15 protein-coding genes are annotated in these 18,041 nt (G+C 52.7%); 7 read left to right on the top strand and 8 right to left on the bottom strand.

Annotated features, from left to right (window positions below; genetic code table 11):
• Positions 1-140 precede the first annotated feature (140 nt).
• On the top strand, positions 141-1,334 hold the full coding sequence (locus ABYK60_RS02110) for an MFS transporter (protein ID WP_372870265.1): 1,194 nt from the start codon (positions 141-143) through the stop codon (positions 1,332-1,334).
• An 86-nt stretch (positions 1,335-1,420) separates the two neighbouring features.
• The gene (locus tag ABYK60_RS02105) at positions 1,421-2,200 is read left to right on the top strand and encodes an ROK family protein (protein ID WP_372870295.1); all 780 of its coding nucleotides are present in this window, start codon (positions 1,421-1,423) and stop codon (positions 2,198-2,200) included.
• A gap of 34 nt (positions 2,201-2,234) precedes the next feature.
• Here the strand turns inward: ABYK60_RS02105 and ABYK60_RS02100 are convergent, their stop codons facing one another.
• Complete coding sequence (locus tag ABYK60_RS02100) at positions 2,235-4,973, bottom strand: ankyrin repeat domain-containing protein (protein WP_372870264.1); 2,739 nt, start codon at positions 4,971-4,973, stop codon at positions 2,235-2,237.
• 411 nt (positions 4,974-5,384) lie between these two features.
• Between ABYK60_RS02100 and ABYK60_RS02095 the strand changes: the two genes are divergently transcribed.
• Positions 5,385-6,605 (top strand): M24 family metallopeptidase, encoded by a 1,221-nt coding sequence (locus ABYK60_RS02095; RefSeq protein WP_372870263.1) that lies wholly within the window; start codon positions 5,385-5,387, stop codon positions 6,603-6,605.
• A 356-nt stretch (positions 6,606-6,961) separates the two neighbouring features.
• On the opposite strand, the gene ABYK60_RS02090 is transcribed toward ABYK60_RS02095, so the two are convergent.
• The 4 genes from ABYK60_RS02090 to ABYK60_RS02075 all read right to left on the bottom strand — a co-directional run bounded on the left by ABYK60_RS02090 (position 6,962) and on the right by ABYK60_RS02075 (position 10,114).
• A complete protein-coding gene (locus ABYK60_RS02090; protein ID WP_372870262.1) occupies positions 6,962-7,432 on the bottom strand; it encodes an FKBP-type peptidyl-prolyl cis-trans isomerase in 471 nt (156 codons plus the stop codon).
• 125 nt (positions 7,433-7,557) lie between these two features.
• Positions 7,558-7,908, bottom strand: a complete 351-nt coding sequence (locus tag ABYK60_RS02085) for a DUF1294 domain-containing protein (RefSeq protein ID WP_372870261.1) — start codon at positions 7,906-7,908, stop codon at positions 7,558-7,560.
• The gene (locus ABYK60_RS02080) at positions 7,905-9,065 is read right to left on the bottom strand and encodes a DUF418 domain-containing protein (RefSeq protein WP_372870260.1); all 1,161 of its coding nucleotides are present in this window, start codon (positions 9,063-9,065) and stop codon (positions 7,905-7,907) included. The genes ABYK60_RS02085 and ABYK60_RS02080 overlap by 4 nt, the downstream gene beginning before the upstream one ends.
• 104 nt (positions 9,066-9,169) lie before the next feature.
• Positions 9,170-10,114: a sodium-dependent bicarbonate transport family permease gene (locus ABYK60_RS02075; protein WP_372870259.1), complete on the bottom strand. Its 945-nt coding sequence runs from the start codon at positions 10,112-10,114 to the stop codon at positions 9,170-9,172.
• 107 nt (positions 10,115-10,221) lie between these two features.
• On the opposite strand from ABYK60_RS02075, the gene ABYK60_RS02070 reads away from it, so the two are divergent.
• From ABYK60_RS02070 to ABYK60_RS02055, 4 genes are all read left to right on the top strand, one after another.
• On the top strand, positions 10,222-11,199 hold the full coding sequence (locus ABYK60_RS02070) for a LysR family transcriptional regulator (RefSeq protein WP_372870258.1): 978 nt from the start codon (positions 10,222-10,224) through the stop codon (positions 11,197-11,199).
• A gap of 240 nt (positions 11,200-11,439) precedes the next feature.
• Complete coding sequence (locus tag ABYK60_RS02065) at positions 11,440-11,991, top strand: hypothetical protein (RefSeq protein WP_372870257.1); 552 nt, start codon at positions 11,440-11,442, stop codon at positions 11,989-11,991.
• 274 nt (positions 11,992-12,265) lie between these two features.
• The gene (locus ABYK60_RS02060) at positions 12,266-12,868 is read left to right on the top strand and encodes an acetate uptake transporter (protein ID WP_372870256.1); all 603 of its coding nucleotides are present in this window, start codon (positions 12,266-12,268) and stop codon (positions 12,866-12,868) included.
• Between the two features lie 317 nt (positions 12,869-13,185).
• Positions 13,186-14,049, top strand: a complete 864-nt coding sequence (locus ABYK60_RS02055) for a polymer-forming cytoskeletal protein (RefSeq protein ID WP_372870255.1) — start codon at positions 13,186-13,188, stop codon at positions 14,047-14,049.
• Positions 14,050-14,105: 56 nt separating this feature from the next.
• Here the strand turns inward: ABYK60_RS02055 and ABYK60_RS02050 are convergent, their stop codons facing one another.
• The 3 genes from ABYK60_RS02050 to ABYK60_RS02040 all read right to left on the bottom strand — a co-directional run bounded on the left by ABYK60_RS02050 (position 14,106) and on the right by ABYK60_RS02040 (position 18,036).
• Positions 14,106-15,005: a universal stress protein gene (locus tag ABYK60_RS02050; protein WP_372870254.1), complete on the bottom strand. Its 900-nt coding sequence runs from the start codon at positions 15,003-15,005 to the stop codon at positions 14,106-14,108.
• Positions 15,006-15,187: 182 nt separating this feature from the next.
• A complete protein-coding gene (locus tag ABYK60_RS02045) occupies positions 15,188-16,585 on the bottom strand; it encodes an insulinase family protein (protein WP_372870253.1) in 1,398 nt (465 codons plus the stop codon).
• The gene (locus ABYK60_RS02040; RefSeq protein WP_372870252.1) at positions 16,582-18,036 is read right to left on the bottom strand and encodes a M16 family metallopeptidase; all 1,455 of its coding nucleotides are present in this window, start codon (positions 18,034-18,036) and stop codon (positions 16,582-16,584) included. The genes ABYK60_RS02045 and ABYK60_RS02040 overlap by 4 nt, the downstream gene beginning before the upstream one ends.
• Positions 18,037-18,041: the final 5 nt, after the last annotated feature.

Below are 18,041 nucleotides of genomic sequence, written 5' to 3'. Positions count from 1 at the left end.
GTGAAAAGCTTTAATGCCTCCGGGTCAGATTGCGCCGCTGGCTATTGACTCTGCTGTTGGAGCAATGTTTATTCTGTGTTTCTTTTTTCTTATGGAAGGAGCAGGGCTTGCTCCTTCCTTGGTGTTTTGCAGGAGAACTCATGCCGGTAAATGTTTGGTTGCTGATGCTGGCGCAGGCGCTGGCCATGAGCGCAACCCCGATCATGGTGCTGCTGGGAGGCTTGGTTGGGGCTAAAATCGCCCCTTCACCGGAACTTGCCACCGCGCCCATCGCCATGATGATTGTGGGGCTGGCGGCCTCAGTTATTCCGGTGGGATTGATTGGTCGCAGGTTTGGCCGCAGACGGGTATTTTCGCTCGGCAGTGTGCTCGGTGCCATTGCCGGGCTTGCCGCCGCGGCTGGGGTACATCAGCAGAATTTTGCGCTCTTTTGTTTAGGGGCGCTGTTTTTGGGCGCGGCCGGTGCCGTGGTGCAGCAATACCGTTTTGCCGCCATGGAGGCTGTGTCTCCCGAGCTTGCGCCCAAGGCGGCATCACGGGTGCTGCTTGGTGGTCTGGTGGCGGCTTTTCTTGGGCCTGAACTTGCGGTGCTGGGGGCTGAGTTGGTGCAAGGCTCCTATGCCGGAGCCTTTATTTTACTGTCATGTGTGTCGCTGGCAGCAGGGGGCGTGTTGCTTGCCTATCGCAATGAATCCCAGTGGCAGGCCAGTGGCATGGCATCAGTCACTGAGGCCGATCGCACTCTGCCAGAGCTGCTTGGGCAGAGCCAGCTCTGGGTGGCGCTGGGGGCTGCCGCCATAGGCTATGGCATGATGAGTCTTATCATGACAGCTACGCCACTGCATATGCATCATATGGAGCATCATTCGCTGGAAGACACCAAGTGGGTTATCCAAAGCCATATAGTTGCCATGTACCTGCCGTCGCTGTTCAGTGGCACCCTTATCGCCCGCTTCGGTCAGGGCAATATGATGTTTGCGGGCCTTGCGGCCTATGGCCTCACCATTGCCATGGCCTTGTCCGGCAGCGAGCTGCTGAACTACTGGACCGCTCTGGTGCTGCTGGGTATTGGCTGGAATTTCCTGTTCGTTGCCGGCACCTCGCTGCTGCCGTCATGTTACCGCGGCGGTGAAAAATTTAAGGTGCAGATGTTTAACGACTTCTCGGTATTCGGTTTTCAGGCCATGGCATCCCTTGGTGCCGGAGCACTGCTCACCGGTCTTGGATGGCAGGTATTGCTGGTGGCCTGCCTGCCTTTTATTGGTACCCAATTGATGTTGCTTGCATGGTGGAAACTCAGTAAAAGCAGTGTGTTACATCGTGGTAACAATTAATTTATTCAATCACCCAATCACAACACTGTGTTAAACTTCACTATCCCTGCTCGGGGTCAGAGCAGGGCGTATCAGTGGAGTATATGATGCAAAGGTTAACACTCGATGTGGGGGGAACCAACGGCCTGTTTGAACTCAGGCACGAAGGTCACACAGAACAATACAAATTCCCCACCGGTGATGGTTTCTCAATCCGTGATTTGAACGAGCAGATCCAGGCGTTCGAGCAGGACTTTGGTTTGGACGATTATCGTCTGGCCATTGCTGTGCCCGGTCTGGTGCGGGACAACCGCCTGGTCACCTGCAAGTCGCTGCCCGGTTTGACCGGGCTGAATCCATCGCAAATACAGTGCAGTGGTCAGCTTGCCTTTATCGTTAACGATATGGATGCGGGCATACAGGCTATTGCAGAGCCTCGCCATGACTGTGAAGTACTGGTAATGTGCGGCGCCGGGCTGGGCATGGCCATTGCCATGAACGGCCGGGTGTTCAGCGGCGCCAGTGGCTTTGCCGGAGAATTGGGGCACTGCCGGATCATGACGGAAGGCGGTGAATTATCTCTGGAGCAACTGGCATCGGCGGAACTGCTGCGTGGTCGTAAGCAGATACCGACCGAAGAGCTTGGTCAGGGCGGAACGTATCTGGGCATGGGGTTGGCGTGGGTGGTCAACCTGTTCAATCCCAACCGGATATGGCTCGCGGGCAGCATGATGAACAGTGCCGATTTCTACAAGGGCTGCATGAACAGTCTGCGGGATATGGCATTGGGCGCACCTATGGCGAATTGTCAGGTGCACAGGGTAGATGATATGGAAACCCTGGTGTGCCGTGGATTGGCCGCCATGCTGGATAAGCAGGAAAATTAAACTGAGAAAAAACGCCGCAGTCGCGGCGTTTTTTTTATGCCTGCAGCCGAGGCGGACTCAGGGGCAAATCTTGCCTGTTGTCATCCCAACTGGCCATAAAGCGGATTTCATCTTCATCGCGGCCCAAATGACCAAGAGAGGAGAGTAACTGAGGGCGCGCTGCATCTTGCTGTGCTTTTTGCCTGAGTCCCAGCAGCAGACTGATACTCCACCAAATGATAATGGCCGCAATTGTGTAGGGTAACCAGGCTGGGCGCAGTTGCCAGATCAGAGTAGTGGCCAGGCACCCTGGCAGCAAATACCACAGGCTTAACCGGCCTAGCCCATGTGATAATTTGTGCAGGTGAAACCAGATGCCACTGGGCTTGAGTCTTTCTGATGGTAGTTCGGGGGATGGAATGCCCAGTGCCTTGTAGTGGTCGTAGGCGCTGGTGCCGCTCTTATCCAACACACAGGCATCCGCACCCCGGGTTAACAAAGATGAGGCTCCGGAATGATTCAACATCAGCAGTGCTGTCATCAGAGGTGTTTGGCCATCCTGATTTTGTGCATTCAGCTCACTGCCTGCATCAATTAACTGAGTGCACAGATCCTCCTGATGCATAGCTCCCATGCGCGCGGCATGGTGTAGAGGGGTATCTCCTTTATCATCAATGGTATCCAGTGAAAGCCCTGCACTTAATAACACAGGGAGCAGCGCACCTTGGCCTCTGTAGCACGCGGTATGCAGTAAAGAGGCACCATTAAACCAGCTATGGGCATCAGCGCCCTGGGATAGCAGGTATTCTGACAATGCCAGATGACCATTGGCGACAGCAAAATACAAGGCTGTTGCACCATCGGTATCCCGGCTGTTGAGACGGGCACCGTGGCAAACCAGTAACTGCGCCAGTACCAGGTCACCAAGGTGTCCTACCCAGTTGAGCAGTGGCTGTATTCCCCCGGGGCGCAAGGGTTCTCTGAGTGCTTCAGCTTCTTGCCGTAACCGGCTCAGGGGGCCGAGCAATACGTCCAGACTACGTTGACTGCCAGTCGTTTTTTGGCTGGGAACCTTCAATTGATCCCTGGGGTTGGCCCCCGCTTCCAACAACAGTCGACAAATATCGGTAAAACCGTAAAGTACGGCAATGCCCAACGCCGTATTGCTGTCATGGTTGGTATGAGAAAGACGAACTTCTTTGTCCAGCAGGAAATGCACTATGTCGGTGGCGCCATGGCGACAGGCATGAATAAGCAAGCTATCACCCTGATGATTCAGGATCTGTTTCTCCCGTAACCGGTGCCAGCTTTGCTGAAAAGCATGGGTATCGCCAAGGGCAATCAGCAGCCAAATATGTTCACTGACCGGCAGTTCAAACAGCGCGCTCTGAAATACCCGATGCAGCGCTTCATCTCCGGGGCGCAGTCTGAGCATGGCTTCGAAAACGGTTTCACCGTCGAAATTGGTTTCTGCCGGATTTTCACCGGCGGCAAGCAGCATATGCGCTGCCATCGGGCTCAATTCTTCCAGATAATCGTGCAGAAGCGGTGTGCGATAGCGAAACGGCTTATTGGCTTTAAGCAAGATAGACAGGTTATTCAGCGCATTATGATGGATAGCCGTACCAATGGCTCTGTTGTGGTCAAAGTGTTGAATACGGCGGGTAATAATGGATATCAGCCGGCTGGCTCTGTCATCGGCGACAAGATACTCGATTAAATCAGCGCAGCAATCATCAATATTCAGTGCCAGGGATTCCGACTTCAACAGTAAATAAGCAACCAAACGGAAGGAACCACCGGCGGCTGCGCCTTGCAGTAGTTCAACCATGTCATCGCTGTGTTCCCCAAACTCCAGGCCAATTGACTCCAGGTACTTAAAGCCAACAAGATTGTCTACCTGGGCACAGATCCCGGCGAGCACCATGAGCTGGTCATGGTTCAATACTAAAGGTGAAAGCAGGCGCTCAAGCACCGGTTGGTCGTGATGGCAAATGGCGTGCTTGATTTGTTGCTCTGTGGTGCCCGATGCATAGATGTTATGGGGCCGGATATAAGGGAACCCTCGTCTGTGCAGCTGACCCGCCAGTTCATAATCCAGCGAGAAACAGTGCCAAAGTATAGAGCCGCCATCCTGTAATGTTTTTGCAGGATCCCACCCATTGTCCAGCAGACTCTGGATGAAGGGGATTAGTTTTTTGTCACCCTGACTAAGCAGGTGACTCATCAGATCCAGACCCTGTCCGTCTTTCTCTTCCCGGTCAGCGCCCCGACGCAGCAGCAGGTTAAATACAGACAGGCTGCGATGTAATATGGCATTGAAAACCAGTGGTTCGTCGCCAATGGGAGTATTGGGATTAAGCCCTTGAGTCAGAAGGCGTCCCAATTGGTCGGCATCCTGATTGGCCACAAGACTCTCGAGAGAATCTTCCGGCAAAAAGTGGCTAAGCAAGGCAGAGAGTTCTGTGTCCTGTGGTCGCCGGCCGTGAAAAAAGTAGCTGTCTTGAGTGGTATCCAGAACTGTGCAGCGGCTTTGTACTTTTATGAATTCAACCCCGATAGCCTTTGCAGCACGCATCAGACGGAAATTCATTGCACCATCACTGGCGATATCCAGTCTCAGATGGTTACTGAATGCCTTAAGATCCTCGAGATATTCATGATTTCCCAGCCAGTCGGCTAACCCCAGAAATTCAAGGGCTTGAGATGGTGTCAATGGCTTGATCTGCCGTTTGACTCGTTCGCCATCGGCAGAAGATAAACACAGGCTATATCTGTACAAGTTAGCCGCCATGGCTTCCTCAGTTATTGTGTTGCGGGTTCAATTGCATGGCGTGACGAGGCTTGCAATCCGGGGCTCACAATACTCATAACCCTCAGCGCTGACAACTGAAATTACCCTATACCAGTCAAACCCTTGCAGCAAACGGTATAAGCGGCTTGACCCGGTGACGTTCACAAATTCCGGTTGCCGTTAGGATAATACGCTTCTTATCACCATGACTTTTTAGCAGTGTAACCCATCCGTTACCAAAAAGTGCCGCCCTTTACGGGAGTCAGCATGACTTTTTCAGCACACCTGCAAGATCATGGTATTTGATTGGGAGTAATTCTGATTCACTGTTTGTATACTTTATGCTAAAAAGGCGGGCAGAGCGGTAAAGTGCCATCAGTGGCCTTTCGTAACAGTATCAAGAGGTGATGTATGACCATAGGTGTAGGTGGGTTAACTGCAGAGCAGGCACTGGCCGGACTCAGTGACATGACCGGTGGCATTGAACCCATAGCGGTTGATGAGTTTCAGGGGCGCATTGAGAAGGCGCAGGCATTGATGAAGTCGCTGGGGTTGGATGCGGTTTACCTTAATGCCGGTACCAATCTGTATTATTTTACCGGCACCCGCTGGTATGCCAGCGAGCGCATGGTGGGCGCCATTCTGCCTGCCGAAGGGGCGCTGGAATACATAGCGCCGGCGTTTGAGCTTGATACTCTCAAGGGCTATATGGCCATCAAGGGCAAGGTGAATACCTGGCATGAGGATGAAAGCCCGTATCAGCTGTTTGGTGCTGTTCTGTCCCGTCTTGGTCTGGCGCAGGGGCGTGTGGGCATGGATGAGTCGGCAGCCTTTTTTATCAGTGAAGGTATTCGTGATGCCAATCCTGACCTTAGGGTAGTAAGCGCAAAGGGGGTGACTGCCGGATGCCGGATGCAAAAATCTGCAGCCGAGCTGGCGTTGATGCAACGCGCCAAAGACATGACCCTGGAGGTGCACAAGGCGGCTGCTGCCATGCTGCGCCCCGGCATTAGCGTTGGTGAAGTGGAAGCCTTTATCGATGCTGCGCACCGCAAGGTTGGGGCGGTGGCGGGCTCCTATTTCTGTATCGTGATCTTTGGCGAAGATACGGCCTATCCCCATGGCGTTAAAAACCCCAAGGCGCTGGAAGTTGGCGATACAGTGTTGATTGACACCGGCTGTCAGCTTTACGGCTATAACTCAGATATTACCCGTACCTACGTGTATGGCACTCCAAGCGCCCGTCAGCGCGAACTTTGGAACCTGGAAAAACAGGCGCAGGCCGCGGCTTTTGAAGCGGCAAGACTCGGCGCTCCCTGTGGCAGTGTCGATAAGGCTGCCCGCAGCGTGCTTGAAGCTGCAGGCTTTGGCCCCGGCTATGCGGTGCCGGGTCTGCCACACCGCACCGGCCATGGTATAGGGCTGGATATTCACGAATGGCCTTATCTGGTGGCAAACGATACAACACCACTGGCGCCGGGCATGTGTTTTTCCAATGAACCCATGTTGTGTGTGCCCGGAGAGTTTGGCGTGCGTCTGGAAGATCACTTTTACATGACTGAATCTGGTCCTGAGTGGTTTACTGAGCCGTCATTTTCCATTGACGATCCATTCGGACAGGGCGTTCTTTAAATGTTTAGGGTATCCATGTGAATCTTGTCGTGGCTGAGGCCTGTCTTTGTGCCAATGTCACTGACTGTTGAAGGCATGCCGAGGCATGGTGAAGTTGAATAACGCAGACATGGCGTTGCCAGCAAAGCCCCTTAGGGCGTGGCTTACAGCGGTTTCTGCCGTGTTACCTTCTTTTGAAATCAAAGAGGTGCGAAGGACTAAGGCCATTCGCTGCCAACGGTGCCTTGCATCTATCCGTTGTAAACTCACCCAGAGCAAGCCTGGGACTTATTCACTTCTTAATTGATCATATGTAAAAAACGGAGGCAAAAGCCTCCGTTTTTTGAATAATTACATCAAGATGCCTGAGTAACTTGTTACTCTATCGCTATCAGCTCAACATCAAATATCAGCACTGAACCGCCGGGGATCTTACCCACGCTCCGGTTGCCATACCCCAAACTTGCCGGGATGAAAAAGCGTACTTTATCGCCTTCTTTCATCAGTTGCACGCCTTCGGTCCACCCTTTAATAACCCGGTTCAGCGGGAAGGCGATGGTTTCGCCACGCTCGACCGATGAGTCAAATACAGTGCCATCGATAAGGGTTCCATGATAGTGCACCCGAACCGTGTCGGCTGCCGTTGGATGGCGATCGCCGCTTCCAGCCTGCAGCAGTTCATACTGAAGTCCGGAGGCGGTGGTAATAACGCCGTCCCGCTTGCCATTCTGGGTTAGGAATGCAGCCCCTGTTGCTTCATTTGCGCTGGCGGCTTTCTGGTTATTCATAGTGGTAAAAAAGTAAAAGATAACGCAGGCGATAACGATAACGGCGAGGGCGACTCTCATTGGCTGGAATTCCAAAACATTCATGGATAAAAGTAGCTGTATGGTAAAGGCTCTGGTCGCCATGGTAAAGCGGCCAATGCCGGGGGCGCGCCAGCTATTTGGCTCGTGTTTGACTCAGGGTTCGGTTAGCTAACCGAACCCTGAACGGCGAGGTGCCACCACAGGCCTGCAAGTGATAGTAGATGCAGCGCGGTTAATAACCAGAAGGGCCACAGGAAGCTGCGCTTGCTGGTTTTATGGTTCAGCAAAGTCATCGCCAGGGCAGCTCCTGCGAAGCCGCCGATACCGGCAAGTGCCCATAGTTTGCTTTCTGCAGTCCTTGGCTTGTTGTGTTTCGCTGCGTGCTTATCGAGGCCGAAAACGACAAAAGTAAAAAATCCCAGCAGGGCGTAGGTTGCCAGTACCCAAACCGGTATCCAGTTCACGGCAACAGCAATGGCCAGGGTGAGGTAAAAAATTAATGTAAAAGTGATCATGGGTTTACTTCGCTGGAGTCAGTTTTATTGGTAGCAGAGCCAAAGGCAAGATAACGCCAAAGTCGCTCAAGAGGCCCCTGATTGAAGAGTTTAAGGTAACCGGCAGCAAGTAACATCTGGCATACAGCCCAAAGGGTGGCGGTCAGCAGATAATCGATACGATCAAAGCTTTGCAGCCAGTCCACAAACAGGTAACGGAAGCAGAGAATACCCATCACTGACTGCAAAACATACAGCGACAGTGCCAGTTTTCCTACCTTCTGCAGCCCGCTCAGCACTGCGGCGCGTCCATTACACAGACGAATAATTAAATCGGCGTAGAGCAGGGCAACCGGGATGGCGCTATACACCACTGTTGCCTGTGACAGAGCCTTGATAGCGGGTGTTTTGCTGTGAAACAGCAGCAAATCGACCGCAACGAAGGCAATGGCCGCAAACTGTACCTGAACGCGTGCCGAAGGGGCAAAGCCGGTTTCAAAAAAGCCGCTGCGATAGAGGTAAATACCCAGTAGCATCATTCCTGCCACATACCAGAGAATGGCAATTGGCAGTATCATCAGGTTCACTATCAGCATCTGCATCAGATGCTGTATAAGCTGCTCGGGGTAGCTGCCAATCCAGGGGGCAAGCGCTGTCCAATATTGCTCGCTGCCCCTTGAGGGGAGTGGTTCATCCATTACAGCCTGAGTCAGTGCCAGCATGGACACTAAAGAGATAAAGATAAACAAAATAAGCCGGGAGCGGATTTGATGCAAAGGGCTTTCAAGGTAACTCAAGGCCAACAGGGCAGACAGGCCATAGGTCAGAAGTACATCGCCGGGCCAGATGAAAATGCCGTGTAACAGCCCCAAAACCATTAACACTTTCAGGCGCTTTTTGATGGGCATAAATGGATTGGCGGTCTGTTGGCTGAAGCCTTGGTACTGAATGGCAAGGCCCACGCCGAACAACAGGGTAAAGAGCCCGATAAAGCGTCCTTCAAGAAACATCCGCGAAAAGATTTCCACTCCCATGTCACTGGAGGCTGCCGGTTCAGTCGGGGTGTAGCCATCCAGGCTGTTACCCATAAACAGAATATTCAGAAAGAAGATTCCCAGCACGGCCAAGCCGCGGACAGCATCAATATTCGGGTTGCGGGCAGTAAAAGTTTCAGACATCCATTGTCATCCATCATTATGATTGGCAAGGAAATAACCTTAGCACAAAAACAAAATCGCGAACCAAGGGTTCGCGATGCTTACTTTGTCACCGAGGTTTGGATTCAGAATAACAATCCTTCAATCCAGTGCTTATAGAGCGGTAGCCCAATAAGCACATTTACCGGAAAAGTTATACCGAGAGATGCCAGCATCGCCAACCCGATATTGGCATCTGGAATGGCAGCACGGATAGCGGCAGGTGCTGCTATGTAGGAAGCACTGGCTGTGAGCCCCGCCAGCACCAGCACAGTGCCGGCCGGTAACTCCATTGCCATACCCGCACCAATACCAACCCAGGCCAGCATAAAGGGGGCTATGGCGGCAAACGCCAGCAAACGCCATTGTTTAAGGGGCAAAGGTATACATACCTTGGCGGTAACCAGACCCATTTCCAATAAAAACAGCGCCAGCAAGGTTTTAAAACCGCCCAGTAACATGGGTGCCAGCGGCTCAAGCCCAGCCGGACCATAGAGCCAGCCTATCAACACACCACCAAGCAGCAGTACCACACCGCGACTGGTCATGGCTTCGTGCAGAATATTACCACCACTGGCCTGCGTTGAATTCCCATGACTGAGTTTGCGATGCAGCCAGAGCATAATCACGATGGCTGGCAATTCCAGCAGTACCAGATACAGGGTGGTTTCTGGTCTTAACTCCCAACCGGCGACTTCTGTCATGGCCATCACCACGGCGAATGTACCGGCACTTACTGAACCATAGTGGGCCGCTATGCTCGCCGAGTCAGAGGCATTCAGTTTAACCAGGTGTCTGAGGATGGGAAACAGCGCCAGTGGAATCACAAATCCCAGGCCTATCACGGTAATCAGCTCCAGTGGCTGCAGGCTGGCTGTCTGTCCGTGCAGTGCCATCCCCCCCTTAAGCCCCAGGGTCAGCATGAGCAGAATAGAAAGGGTTTCATAAATGGACTCGGGTACCTTGAGATCCGATTTGATGACACCGGCCAACAGACCTAATGCGAAAAAGGCGATAACAATATCTGGCATCGTCGACTCCGATGGATGGGTGAAGAACTTTGATTGGTGGCGATTTTGCCTTGCTTTGGTTATATTGAAAATTAAATTATTCAATTGGTATGTATAGATAAATATCTATGGCAAATGTTCGCCTTAAACACCTCAGCATGCGGCTTCTGGAGGTGTTTATCACTGTAGTACGCCTGGGAAAGGTATCGGCGGCTGCCCGAAGTCTGCATCTCACCCAGCCTACGGTTTCGCTGCAGCTTAAGAAAATAGCCGAACTGGTGGGAGAGCCTTTGCTGGCAAGCCGGGATGGCAACATGGTACCCACAGAGGTGGGGCAGGAAGTATATAGTGCCGCCTGCGATATACTGTTGCGACTGGATGATCTGGATGGATTTCTCGGCGGTATTCGTGAAGGCAGTTGCGGCCATATTCGCATCGGTCTGGTGACCACGGCCAAATATGTTATGCCCCGGATACTCGGTCCCTTTTATCGTCGTTTTCCCGGGGTGCAAGTGACACTGAGCATAGGTAACCGTGCCCATGTGCTCAGCCGGTTTGAGCAGCAGGAAGATGATTTGTACCTCTTCAGCCATCCTCCTGCTGGTGAGCGTGTGCTGGCATCAAGAATTATCGCTAATCCACTTAAACTGATTGCCCCTCAGGACCATTGGGCTGTGGGGCGAAAGCGATTGGCCTTTGATGCCCTTAAAGGTGAGCGTTTTATCATGCGTGAGCCCGGTTCGGCTACCAGGATGATGTTCGAAAGTTGGCTGAGCGCCCGGGGCATTGAGCTTAGCAACACCATGCAAATAGAGAGCAACGAAGCCATTCGCCTCAGTGTGGCTTCGGGGCTGGGATTATCTGTTATTTCAGCGCATACCCTCAGCGAGAGCGACATGGGACCGGAAAAACCCGCCGTGCTGGATGTTATGGATTTCCCGCTTCGTAGCAACTGGTATTTGGTGGCTCGGCGTGACAAACGCCTGCCTCAAAGTGCATTGCAGCTTATTCGCTTTATGGCTGAACATCTGGAGGAGTGTATCGCCCCCGGCTATGTGGCCGACAATATAGATGCCCTGAACGGTGTTTTTAAGCCTCCGGGATAGCCGGTCTGTTTCTGGTTGTGGTTTGAGCTGGCAGCTACACTTTAGGGTGCTGTATCCGGTTATGCAGCAGAGCCGCGTTGTTGCGAAAGCACCAGTGGTGCCGGACAACTGATTTGCCTTTGACCTTCATGTCGTCAACACATGCAACAACACCGGGAAACCATTACCGGAAGTGGGCATACAGAGGTAAAGGGCGAAGTTGCATGTTCAAGGACGTTTCACTTATCAGAGGATAGTGTTATGACCAACCATACTACACGGTCAAGGGTATTTCCTTGGGCGATTGGGCTGGCCGTGGCAAGTTTCATGATGCCATCGCAGGCAGCAGACAACCAATCAATGCTTGAAGACGCTTTGAGCGCCGCTCCCCCGACATTGCGTGATAAAGTTACAGTGATGGACTGGCAACACAATGTGTTGCAGCAGGGCAGCAGTAATTATACTTGTTTTCCCACTCCCCCCAGCCTAAACGGCAAAGCGCCTATGTGCATGGACGGCCCCTGGATGGCATGGGCTGATGCCTGGAGCAATAAGAAGCCGTTCCAGGCTTCGGGTATCGGGATTTCATATATGCTGGGTGGTGATGGTGGTGCCAGCAACACCGATCCCTATGCATCTGGTAAAACAGATGATAATCAGTGGATAGTGGAAGGGCCGCACTTAATGATTATCGTCAACGATCCCGCTTTGTTGGACAGCTTACCTACCGATCCCTATGAAGGGGGCCCCTATGTGATGTGGAAAGGCACTCCCTATGCGCACATTATGGTACCAGTGGGGCCAAGAAAGTAGTTTCCGTATAAACGCCCGAAAGGGCGTTTTTGTTACCATTGCACCGGCGAACATCCATCAGAACAGCGACTTGGAAACTTGCAAATTATTTGTTTGTAACTTGTTGAAATTACGTGATTTGAGATAGATCAATGCCATCGCTTTCTGCAATTGTGTTTTACCTGCCCCTCCTCTAGAATGCGCCGCCCTCCCAGCCTTCCAAGGCTTCGGCAGGTAAATCAGATCCCGACCCTTGGCATCAGTTTGCCGGCGGTTATTTACTCAGGAGTTCACTATGTCCACCCCTCTGGCCAATCCCGCCCCCCTGGGGCTGATGGGTTTTGGCATGACCACCATCTTACTTAATATCCATAACGCCGGTTATTTCCCGATTGATTCCATGATTTTGGCCATGGGAATTTTTTATGGCGGTTTGGGGCAGGTCATTGTTGGCATTATGTGCTTTTTGCGTGGTGATACTTTCGGTACCACAGCTTTTACTTCCTATGGCCTGTTTTGGCTGACGCTGGTGGGGCTGATTTTGATGCCAAACGCTGGCGTGGCAGCAAGTCCGGCATCCTTTATGGGGTGGTATCTGGCGCTGTGGGGGGTGTTCACCGGCTTTATGTTTATCGGCTCACTGCGTTATGCCCGTGTAAAGCAGTTTATCTTTGGCTCGCTGACGCTGCTGTTTTTCCTGTTGGCAGCCCGCGATTTCACCGGCAGTGAACTCATCGGCACCATTGCGGCCTGGGAAGGCATTCTCTGCGGCGCTTCTGCCATTTATTTTGCCATGGCGCAGGTGATTAACAATGAATATGGCCGCACTGTGCTGCCTATTGGTGAACTCAAGCCAAGAGCAACTGTAGTCTCAGTGACAGAGGCCAAAGCGGCCTGAGTTTTATCTGGTCGCTTTGTCGAAAAAGCCCTCAATATGAGGGCTTTTTTGCAGGTGATCGGCGGCGGGTTAGTGCGGCATGAACGAGTTTGGGCAACATGTTATCCCCATGCTTTTCAGGCAGTGGAGTGAAACAGTACTTTTTTATTTCTTTGCCCCGCAGGATAAAAATGTTTAACATTTGCGCCACATTTTAACGTTGTGTCGACCGGGCCCAGGATAAATTATTGGCTTACAGGCTGGCATAGCGGTTTATGGTCGCATCTTTTCCAAGACGTGGGCCGTCATAATAAATAGAAAAATTGGGTAACAGGACAATGAACAAGGTACAGGGTATTACCTTTATCGGCGCAGGCACCCGCCTGGAAGGTGAGATGACGTTGGAAAGTGCTGCACTGGTGGCCGGCGAGCTCAGGGGAAAAATCAGCTCGGCGGGGCAGATTAAAATTGAACCGGAAGGTCTGATAGACGGTGAGCTGGATTGCCATGAGCTAAGAGTGTGCGGCAGTTTTCGCGGTACCTTGCGTTGCCAGAAACTGGTGATAGTTCATGGTGGTGTTGTTGAAGGCGAAGTGGCCAGTAATGACATGGAAATTTTTGATGGTGGCCAGTTTTTGGGTAGCCGAACCCGCGGCCCTGAAACCGTAGTATTGTCAAATGCACCATCGGCGCTGTTACCGAAAGAAGGTGGCCAAGGCTCTTTGAAATTGATGTTGGGTCTCGCTGCAGGTTTGGGGTTGGGTTGGTTGGTGGTTGCCAAAACGCCTGTTATTGCCAGTATCAGCGATGCAATGAAGGCGATAACTTCGCAGACTGCGCAGGAGTCAGCTGTACAGCCAGTCGCTTCCGGTGCACTGATGGCCGATACAGCAAAGGTGTTGGCTACGCCAGTCCAACAGGAGCAGGTTGAATCTGCACAGCAGAGCGCTCCCGGCTATTTTGTTGAGGATGCAGATGCGATGGAGGCTGCAAATAATGTGCTGCTGGAAAATGCCTTCACTGAAAACAGTGCTGCCGGAACTGTTGCAACAGCAACGACTGATGAAATGCCATCCGAACTTACCGCTTCAGGGGAAGACGCTGTCAATGGCGAAGCCTCTGAGGACGACACATTCGTGGGGCAGGACGCTGTTGCAGAAACGGGTGCCGGTGCTAATCCGATGCAGACAAAGTTTAGGTAACGAGACATGAAAAAATGCGGCATAGGGCCGCATTTTTTCGTTTTAATGCAGCCGTTTTAATGTAGCCGTTGTAACTGCCCGTTGTTTGGCTTTAACGCCAGCACATCACACCTTAAGTGATTCAGTAATTGCTCAGATGCGCGGCCTTTGAATGCGCTGAGCAGACTGGTGTGCTCTGACGCTCCCATTACCACCAGATTACTGTGCCAGCGTTGTGCGGCCTCTGGCACCATGTCATCCGGTAAACCTGCTGCCAGATGTAAGAATTTATCTTCCAGCGCCAGAGGTTGGGCGGTTTGGCGCAGCCGCTGCCAATGTTGTGACACCTGACTTTGATGACTCTCACGCTGCACATCAAAAGATACACTGAGATCATGAGCCTGATAACAGGTGAGCAGATGAAGCTCCATGTTGAAGACCTTTGCCAGTTCGTCTGATACTTCCAGCAGCTGCTGATTGAACAGGCGATGACTCTCGGCGTCATCGTCCACTTCAATCGCGGTGAGTAACTTGCCACTGATTTCCCAGGGCTCACTGCTGATGTACAGCACCGGAACGGGCACTCTCTGTAACAGTTCCCAGTCCTCTGTGTGGCCAAATTCGCAGCGCAATGCTGAATACTCATGATGTTCGAGAATCAACAAATCATATTCTGCCCGTTCCAGTTCATCGAGTACGGCATGGGTTATTGATGTTGCGTGACAGTGCTTGAGAGTTAGCCGCAGATTTTTATCCGGATAGGCAGGGTGCCGCTGCCTTTCGTGGCTAATGATGGCCGGGGCAGTGGTAAAAAGCTGCTGTAACCAATGGTTGACAGTGTTTTGTTTCGGCAACTGAATTCTCAGTACGGTCAGGTCTGCATGGCTCTGATTGGCAAAATAGATAGCTTTTCTCAGCGCAGGCCTGGCATCCAGTCCATCGTCGGTCGCAACCAGCACCCGTGAAAAATGACACATGTGCTTTTACCTCCATGGTGGCTGAAAATAAGAATGAGTGTTAAAAGATTTTAGTCTTTGGTCTTACTCTGAACTAAATACCCTTTTGGACTTGCAGCCCTTGTCTATAGCGGGTTTTAGTCTGTTGGAAGGGTAATGTTGGTTCAATATTTGCCGACGGGCACTCTGTGTGCTAGGCGCTATTATTGTGCACTGTTGATAATGTTCAGCTGCCATCCCGGCAGTTTTGCCTGCAAGTCTTCAGCAATCTTGGCTGCGTCGCCTTTTAACACTATCAGCGGAGGCTGACTCAGGATCAGAGAACCGAATTCTGTTAAGGCAGCCCGATCGGGGGGGAGAGTTTCGACCTCCGGCATTTGTAGCCCTCTTTCAAGCGCCTCCAGCCAACCGACAATAGCTGAGCCGGGGCTGTCCGCTGTTAGTTTTTGCTGTCCTGCCAGGAAGCTTTCCAGCGCATCCAGCTCCGCTGTCGTGGCGCTGTCGTTGGCCAGCAGCGCCAGATGATCCACTATTCCCCGAACAAAGGCTCCGGTACTTTCATTGGCGCTGGCACCATAAAACTTCAGGGTTCTGCTCAGCGGATTATCGATGCAACTGCCGTAAACCCCGTAGGTCAGGCCGCGCTGACTGCGAAGATCATAAAATAAGCGTCCGCTTTGACTGCGCCCAAGCAGTGCAGCCATGGCCATGCAGGTCCGATTGTTGCCTTCCGGCGCGAGGGCGTAGCCCAGTCTAACCTGTGCCTGCACCTGACCGGGCGCATCCAGTAAATAGAGTTGTTTCAATCCGGTTGAAACGGGTGTTAACAGCCGTGGTATTTGTGGTCTTTGCGGAGTGTGTTGCGGCTTTACCGCGCTAATGCTGTCGGCAGGCAATGTTGCAGGAAGCTTGTGTCCGAGCAGCTGCCATCTTGCCTGGCTTTTCAAGCGATTCATTCCCTGTTCCAGCGTTGATTTGTCACCTGTAAAAGGCTTGTTGTAATCCAGATAAGGATGGGATTTGCCAAGCGCGATTTGCGCCCACAGTCTGTCGATGTCACTGCCGGTAAAGGCTTCGATGTGTCGGGCCAGTTTTTGTTCCCGCACAATGCGGTCAAACTCCCGGTCTGATAATTGGCCTATGCCGTTCATCAGTGAATCCGCTCTTAGTTTTAAGGTATCGGGGCTGTCACAGGGACTGAAAAAGCTGAGGCTGTGCAGCCGTGCCTTGATTGTCAGTGCTTCGGCGCAGGCGTCTCCCTCTATGGCTGACAGGCGTGCAAGCGCACCAAGGGCACGGGCCAGTAAATCTGCATTTTTTATCGGTGTGGCAGGGGTGGTGAGCACCAAGTATGCACCATTGAGACGAAAGTCCACCGTCAGCTCGTCAATACGGTGCAAGCTGACGTTGCTCATGTCGGCCCGGATCAGTGGGAAGGGTGGCAGGTCGTCAGGAACCCGGAGGCTGAAGTCGGCCAGCACAGGTGCTGTTACCGGCTCAAACTGCAGCTGTGTATGCTGACAGGCGCACAGTAACAGCAGCGCCATGCTGTTCAGTAGGGTGGCCAGCAGTCGTGTTGTTCGGATATAAGCTGTTTTCACAGTGCCAGCTCCTCCAGTCCATCGGCCCAGTCATCGGGTAACCATTCAAGCAGCCCCTTTCCTAGACGGGTATGCCAGGCGGGCAATAAATCCAGCCTGACGGTGTGGCCATTGAAATACCGCCTTGCCACCCGCTGTAAGTCGGCTGCGGTAACGGCTTCAATCTTTCGCCATGGTGCTTGCAGTGGCGTTGCACTGTCAGCGGCGGATGTTGCAGCCAATTGCTGAGCCAGTTGTTCATCCTGCTGCAGACGTTGCCGATAGTGCATAAGCCACAACGACTTAAGTTCGCACAGACTCTGCGCATTCAGTGGCGTATCTTCTGCTGACTTTATGAGATCGGCAACACCCTGCGCCAGTGTATCCAGGCTTACCCGGGCACGGGGCACCAGCACCAGATTGGTCATGCCATGTAAGTCCATATCCAGTGGTAATGATTGACTGAGCAGGGTCTTGGCACCATTAATACCAGCGCGCTCAAGACCTGATGCCATGCGTTGAAATAAGTGCAGCTCCAGAAGACGGATTGCTGCCGCGTCCGGATGACTGCGGCCTACGGTGTGCCAGGCCAGCAGTAAGCCTGGCCAGGGGGCGCGTTCGTCCACCACTTCACCGTGGCTTGGAGGCCTTGCTTGCCAGGGCGTTTGTTGATTGGCGACAGTCAAGGCGGATTCGCCGAGGGCGAATATGTCACTGCCGGATTGATTGTCCCAGTCGCCAAAGTAGCGCTGCACCAGGGCTTGGGTGTCCACCGGCAGCTTACCTGTAAGCGCGAGGGTAAAGCCGAAAGGTTGGTAGTACCTTTGATGAAATGCCCGCAATGTATCGGGTGTTGCGGCCTGAATATCGTTCCTGGAGCCAATAACGGCGTGACCATAAGGGGTATCGGCTGCCTGGGTGAGCAGGTATTCCATGGCAGCTCGAAAATAAGGTTGGTTGTCGATGGTTTGCACCATCTCGGCCAGCACGGTTTTTTGCTGGTTGGTCACCGCTTCTTCGGAAAGTTCGGGGCGGGAGAAGCGATCGCGCTCAAGTGCTAGGCTGAATGCCAGCGCTTCGGCCGGAATACGGCTGTAATAGCGGGTATCATCGAAGCTGGTGCTGGCATTGAAACTGGCGCCCATGGCATTCATCAGTTTGCTGTAATCATCTCCCGGCGCCAGCGCGCTGCCCTTGAACAGCAGATGTTCAAACAGGTGCGCCCAGCCGGTCTGTCCGGCTGCTTCATGGCGCGACCCGACCGGGAAGCGGCTCGCCATGGCAACGGTCTGCTTGCCATTCCGGGGCAAAAGGTACAGCCCCATACCATTGTCCAACCGGGTGAAGTGTATTGCCGTATCGAGCTGTTCGAGGTGTTTATCGTCGAAGCCGCAATCGACAGCACGGCTTGCCAGCGGAAAGAGTAAAAGCAGCAATAGCGTCAGTCGGTAAGGGGAGGTAAACAGGTCCATGGTTC

It is taken from the genome of Shewanella sp. (assembly GCF_041630135.1).
In the GTDB taxonomy this organism is placed as follows: domain Bacteria; phylum Pseudomonadota; class Gammaproteobacteria; order Enterobacterales; family Shewanellaceae; genus Shewanella.
This window is presented reverse-complemented; position numbering and strand designations above follow the sequence as displayed.